Origin of the sequence: Pararcticibacter amylolyticus, from assembly GCF_003130405.1 — a bacterium.
GTDB classification, from domain to species: Bacteria; Bacteroidota; Bacteroidia; order Sphingobacteriales; family Sphingobacteriaceae; genus Arcticibacter; species Arcticibacter amylolyticus.
In genome coordinates, this window is record NZ_QEAS01000007.1 from 86343 (window position 1) to 89720 (window position 3378).

3 protein-coding genes are annotated in these 3378 nt (G+C 44.0%); all 3 read right to left on the bottom strand.

Annotated elements, in window-relative coordinates:
- Positions 1 to 194: 194 nt before the first annotated feature.
- On the bottom strand, positions 195 to 569 hold the full coding sequence (locus DDR33_RS09770; protein ID WP_109415597.1) for a co-chaperone GroES: 375 nt from the start codon (positions 567 to 569) through the stop codon (positions 195 to 197).
- Positions 570 to 668: 99 nt separating this feature from the next.
- Positions 669 to 1511: an MBL fold metallo-hydrolase gene (locus DDR33_RS09775; protein WP_109415598.1), complete on the bottom strand. Its 843-nt coding sequence runs from the start codon at positions 1509 to 1511 to the stop codon at positions 669 to 671.
- Positions 1512 to 1699: 188 nt separating this feature from the next.
- The gene (lpdA, locus tag DDR33_RS09780) at positions 1700 to 3088 is read right to left on the bottom strand and encodes a dihydrolipoyl dehydrogenase (protein ID WP_109415599.1); all 1389 of its coding nucleotides are present in this window, start codon (positions 3086 to 3088) and stop codon (positions 1700 to 1702) included.
- Positions 3089 to 3378: the final 290 nt, after the last annotated feature.

Consider the following 3378-nt stretch of genomic DNA (forward strand, 5'->3'; position numbering starts at 1 on the left):
GCAAAAATCATTCCACGAGACATCATTTTCAGGTCTTTGCGATGCATTTATTATTTGAACGTCCAGACGGATTAAACGTTTACATCCCGTGCTTTATTGTGTAAACGGTATGGATGATTCTAAGGTTTCCGCAATAAACAATATTACATAAAGTCGACAAAATCAGGTTTGTAAAATGTCCGGGGGGCTTTCTGTCAGAAGTCCTCTTCCCGTTCGAGCATGAGTACTGCTGCCTGTGGAATGATAAAGTACTTTTCATCCTGATATACGATCTCAGTAGCGGCATTCTGCAGAAAGATCGCAAGATCGCCTTCCCGGGCCTGCAGGGGAATATATTTTACCTGTTCGTCGCGTCCTTTCCACACCTCGTCTTCATCGGCAATTAACGGCATTGGATAACCTGGCCCTGTTTTGATAACATAGCCATGACGCACTTTCTCCTTTTCCTCCACACCGGGAGGAAGATATAAGCCCGAGGCTGTTTTTTCTTCAGGCTTCAGCGGTTTAATAAGAATCCGGTCGCCTACGACGATCAGTTTTTTGAGTTTATTATCAGGAGTGAGTTGCATGGTGTTCGAGCTATCAGCTGTCAGCAATCAGCCTTCAGAAATCCATCCTCTATTGCAGGGGGGGCATCTAGCGGGTTGCAGCTGTAAATGTATGTGTTATTAAATATCTTCCAGTGAAAAGACCTTATCAATTCGTATGCCTTTTTCTGTTTGCCTGAGGGTGCAGCATTCGGCATAGGGATCGTGTTCGAAGAAGAGAATATAATTATTTTGCTGAGCCTCATGCAGAAATTCGCGTTTTTCGGACATGGATTGCAATGGAAATACATCGTAACCTGCCACGTAGGGAACAGGAATATGCCCGGCGGTTGGCAGTAAATCTGCCACAAAGACAATAATCCGGTCTTTGTATGTTAATTGTGGCAGCATCATGGCACTTGTATGGCCATGAGCAAAACGAATGGAGAACTGATCGGTAAACTGGTATTGTTCTTTTTGCCAGGGAATAAAACGAAGGCGCCCGTTTTCCATCAGGGGTAGTATGTTCTCGGAAAGGAAGGATGCTTTTTCTCTTTCATTTGGATGAACGGCCCAGTCCCAGTGCTTTTCATTTGTCCAGTAAACGGCATTGCTGAATGCTGGCTGGAGTTCACCGTTTTCAAAAGCAACTGCTCCTCCGGCGTGATCAAGATGAAGGTGGGTCAGGAAGACATCTGTAATATCATTCCTGCTGAAGCCATGACGGGCGAGTGAGGTGTCCAGAGTGTCCTCTCCATGAAGGTAGTAGTGGCTAAAAAATTTTTCACTCTGTTTGTTGCCAATCCCTGTATCAATGAGAATGAGCCTGTTTCCGTCTTCAACCAGGAGACAGCGCATCGCCAGCGTACACAGGTTATTCTCGTCAGCTGGATTGGTTTTGCTCCAGATCGTTTTAGGGATCACGCCGAACATGGCGCCGCCGTCGAGTTTAAAAAGTCCTGTATTGATGGAATATAACTTCATGGGGATTTACGATTGAAGGAGATTTTTGATTTTTTGGACGGATTTGATTTTAAAGGGCAATAAACGCAGGAAGGAGAGGAGAATTAAAAGGAAGAGGTTGCCTTATCAAAGACAACCTCTTCCTTTTATAGTTTTAATGTGTTATGCATGATACAGCTATGGCCGATCGCAAACAAATCAATTATTAATTACAAGTGGATCACTTCTCCGTAAGCGTCAGCAGCAGCTTCCATTACGGCTTCACTCATAGTTGGGTGAGGGTGAACAGACTTGACAATCTCCATACCGGTAGTTTCCAGTTTCCGGGCAACTACAACTTCGGCGATCATTTCTGTTACACCGGCGCCAATCATGTGGGCACCGAGGAATTCACCATACTTAGCATCGAAAATAACCTTTACGAATCCATCTTTATTCCCCGCAGCACTGGCTTTACCAGATGCAGAGAATGGGAATTTACCTACTTTGATTTCGTATCCGGCTTCTTTTGCTGCTTTTTCAGTGTATCCTACTGAAGCAATTTCAGGAGAACAATAAGTACATCCCGGGATATTGTTATAGTTTAACGGCTCAGGATGGTGGCCGGCAATTTTTTCGACACAGATAATTCCTTCTGCGGATGCAACGTGTGCAAGAGCCTGTCCTTTTACGATATCGCCGATCGCATAAACGCCTTCTACATTTGTTTTATAGAAATCGTCTACCACAACGCGGCCGCGATCTGTTTTTACTCCTGCTTCTTCAAGTCCGATGTTTTCGATGTTTGGAGTGATACCTACAGCTGAGAGGACGATATCTGCTTCGAGAGTCTCAGTGCCTTTAGCCGTTTTTACCTGTGCTTTGCATCCTGTGCCTGAAGTATCAACAGATTCAACAGTTGAACTGGTAAGGATATTGATGCCAATTTTCTTCAGGCTGCGCTCCAGTTGTTTTGAGATCTCTTCATCTTCAACCGGAACAATGCGATCCATAAACTCTACAACGGTTACTTTGGTACCCATTGCATTGTAGAAGTACGCAAATTCAATCCCGATAGCTCCTGAACCGACCACGATGATGCTTTTAGGCTGTTCGGGGAGATTCATTGCCTGGCGATAGCCAATTAACTTTTTTCCGTCCTGTGGGAGGTTTGGAAGTTCGCGTGAACGTGCGCCTGTAGCAAGGAGGGTGTGTTTAGCGGAGTACTCTTTTGCGGAACCATCGGCTCCTTTTACTTCTACTTTGCCACCTTTCTTAATTTTGGCAACACCCATGATCACATCGATCTTGTTCTTTTTCATCAGGAACTGGATACCTTTGCTCATGCCTTCAGCCACACTGCGGCTGCGTTTGACGACTGCAGCAAAGTCAGGTTCTCCGCCCTGTACATTAATGCCATAATCAGAAGCATGTTGAATATATTCAAAAACCTGTGCGCTTTTCAATAGCGCTTTTGTTGGAATACATCCCCAGTTAAGACAAATTCCGCCTAAAGATTCGCGTTCTACAATGGCTGTTTTGAGGCCTAACTGTGAAGCGCGAATCGCAGCGACATAGCCGCCGGGACCGCTTCCGATAACTATCAAGTCGTAATTCATAAGAATTTCTAATTTAATATTTTTGAACGCGTCAAACTTACATAAATTTTTGGATTCAAAATTTCATGGAAATCACATAAACTGAGTTGAGGGGCTGTTTTGCGCGAAAGGCCCTGTGGCATCATAGGGAAGAAGCAGTTGAGCCTTGAAGTATATAGGCGTGTAATTATCCACAATTGCCTGAAAAGTTTTCCACAGTAAATGTATTGTCTGATATCTTCCCGATAGAAATCGTAAAGAAAAGAAAGAAAATTTCCAATATATCAATAATTGGTTCGTGTTTAGTTGAT

What these genes read in the sequence shown, in the direction of transcription:
- DDR33_RS09775 (WP_109415598.1), bottom strand. Translation starts at nt 1,511, where the DNA reads ATGAAGTTATATTCCATCAATACAGGACTTTTTAAACTCGACGGCGGC.
- lpdA (WP_109415599.1), bottom strand. Translation starts at nt 3,088, where the DNA reads ATGAATTACGACTTGATAGTTATCGGAAGCGGTCCCGGCGGCTATGTC.
- DDR33_RS09770 (WP_109415597.1), bottom strand. Translation starts at nt 569, where the DNA reads ATGCAACTCACTCCTGATAATAAACTCAAAAAACTGATCGTCGTAGGC.